The organism is Palleronia sediminis, assembly GCF_004358695.1.
Lineage (GTDB): Bacteria > Pseudomonadota > Alphaproteobacteria > Rhodobacterales > Rhodobacteraceae > Palleronia > Palleronia sediminis.
In genome coordinates, this window is sequence record NZ_SNAA01000042.1 from 1 (window position 1) to 2,291 (window position 2,291).

Below are 2,291 nucleotides of genomic sequence, written 5' to 3' on the forward strand. Positions count from 1 at the left end.
TCGGCAGGCTCAAGGACTGGCGCCGGGTGGCCACGCGATACGACCGGTGTCCGAAGGTCTTCCTCTCGGCCATCGCTCTCGCCGCCACGGTCATCTACTGGCTATGAGTCCTGACCCTAGGTCGGGAGCGAGCCCACTTCTACCAATGCTGCGCCCGCGATGAATGGCTGATTGGGATAGAACTGGTCCTGTTTTAGTCGCGGTGAGCTACAGCCCGAGTGATTGCCTCAATTGCGATCTCGCCAATTCTATCGCCTCCCGCTTGGCTCGGATCATAGGACGCAACGGTCAAGCCAAGCGGCTCAGACCGAGCCAGGATCTTATCGAGGCACGCCAGAAGGTCCTTTTCACCAAGCCCGCCGGGTTCGGCATACTCGTTTGCCACACCCTCGGCTGGATCAATGCAATCCATGTCCAGATGAACCAGCACCTTTTGGGAGCTTGTCGGCAACAGCACATCGAGTGCCTCGGCGAACGGTCCTGATCTGTTTGCGCCGCCCTCAACCATAGACACGCCAGCCTCCGAAAGGCGTTCAAGGAGACTAGGTTCCAGATTGCGTGATCCACAGTAGATCAAACGGCGAGGGTCCAAGGGGCTGAACCCCGGAACTGTCTTCGCGAAACGCTGCCAACACTGCCCCGTGAGAGTTGCAGCGCCCATGCTGTCGAGGTAGCCATGCTCAATGTTGTCTGGCGTGTAGAAATCGGTGTGACCGTCAAACCAAATCAACGGTACATCGGGACTTCCGAGACCCGCATATGTGCCGACCTCGGCGTTGCAGTTTCCGGAGAGGACTAGCGGGAAACGACCAGCGCTTATCGCCTCCGAGACAGTAAGTGCCACCCGTCGTTTAACCTCGAATGCCCGCCCCACCTCACCCTCGCATTCAGGTATGTGACCGAGATCGGACACGTGGGTTTCGACGGAGTAGCGCTTTAGGGCCTCTTCCAGACCCATCTCCATCAGGCGGATAGGCCCGGCCCCAACACGATCCTCCCGCACACCGCCGTGATACGGGGCAAGTATAATTTCGACTTTCTTCACACCTCTAAGATGGCATCTGTGTTTTCGATGCTCAACTGCTAGAGCTGCCGTCCGCGCGACCGCAGCGAAATCCCGTTCTGTCCGCACAGCGGGCCTCGACGACTGCACTACTCATAGTTCCTTGAATCGTCCCCCTGCCCGCGTGTTGCGCGTCCAGTTGTTCCGGCGTGGAGGCGTGGAAAAAGGTGGGCCAGCCGGTATCCGTGTGACGCACCCGGCAGGCCATCCATCCGCTCATAGCTTTCCACGGTGACAAGACCATTGATGTTGAGGATGCCAAGCGCCTTCTTGATCTTCCCGAGATGAATGCCGGCATAGTCACTGATCTGTTCATAGGTGATCCGCGCGACGTTCTGTGTCGTGTCCCGGCGGGCCGCGAACGCGAGGTAGATTTTCAGGGCATCCAGCTCTGCGGCCTTGCGCAGATGAAAGTCATCGAACATCGGCATCGCGCCGGTGCGATCATAGAGGGGCTTCGCTGGCAGCGCGGCCCAGACATGGCCTTCGCCATAGTTGGTGAGCTGGTATGTGCTGCGGCCGTCAGGTTCCCTGACCAACAGATTCCGTGCGGCCAGCACGTCGAGACCATCCGCCACCTTGGTCCGGCTGATCCCGGTGGCGATGGTCAGTTCGTCATACGTCGTCCGCGCAAGCCCGTCAGCGAGATCGGCTCGATGCGCGATTGCCATCAGCACCATCAGTGCGGCCGTTTCCGATGCTCCGGTCTCCGCGCGCCACTTGAAGGCCGACAGTCCACCCTCCTCCATCCAGGCGGACGGGAGCTTCACCCATTTTCGCATGTTCATTCGCCGCGTTCCTTCGTGATGGCGCGCAGCACGACATGCAGGGCAAGTCCGGCAACGCCTACAGCGGCGATGCCGAGGAGCAGGGCAAGGACAGTCGGGGGAGTGTCGAGCAGGAGGGAGAAAACGTCGTCAGAGGGCATACCGGTGATCCTTTCGCAGTTTTTTGGCCGATCATGCCGAAAAAATGCGATGTTGGACCAGTCATATCTAGATACACTTCAGGCAACCAGATACAGTTTTTGCATGGTATTTAGTTTTTTATCAATGCTTTGAGTGAAACCAGAACCGTCTTTATAAGCCCCTATTTCAGTCCATGAGGCCTAGGCTCAGGACCCATTGATTTTAGCAGAAGTGCATGATTCACCGCGCGAAAACAGAGCGGTGATATGTCTGATCTCTTCTGGCTGAGCGATGCGCAGATGGCGCGTCTGGAGCCCTAC

General features: G+C 58.3%; 3 protein-coding genes and 1 pseudogene. 1 reads left to right on the forward strand and 3 read right to left on the reverse strand.

The annotated features are described in order from the left end of the window. Positions 1-107: pseudogene (locus E2L08_RS16740) on the forward strand (IS5/IS1182 family transposase); the annotation flags it as partial. An 86-nt stretch (positions 108-193) separates the two neighbouring features. Here E2L08_RS16740 and E2L08_RS16745 read toward each other — a convergent pair. The 3 genes from E2L08_RS16745 to E2L08_RS17090 form a co-directional block, all read right to left on the reverse strand. Then, positions 194-1,045, reverse strand: a complete 852-nt coding sequence (locus E2L08_RS16745; protein WP_157835928.1) for an arginase family protein — start codon at positions 1,043-1,045, stop codon at positions 194-196. A 107-nt stretch (positions 1,046-1,152) separates the two neighbouring features. Continuing rightward, positions 1,153-1,851 carry a hypothetical protein gene (locus E2L08_RS16750; protein ID WP_240758297.1) on the reverse strand — a complete coding sequence of 233 codons (699 nt, stop codon included), beginning with the start codon at positions 1,849-1,851 and terminating at the stop codon, positions 1,153-1,155. Continuing rightward, on the reverse strand, positions 1,848-1,991 hold the full coding sequence (locus E2L08_RS17090) for a hypothetical protein (protein WP_168771192.1): 144 nt from the start codon (positions 1,989-1,991) through the stop codon (positions 1,848-1,850). The genes E2L08_RS16750 and E2L08_RS17090 overlap by 4 nt, the downstream gene beginning before the upstream one ends. Between the last annotated feature and the right edge of the window lie 300 nt (positions 1,992-2,291).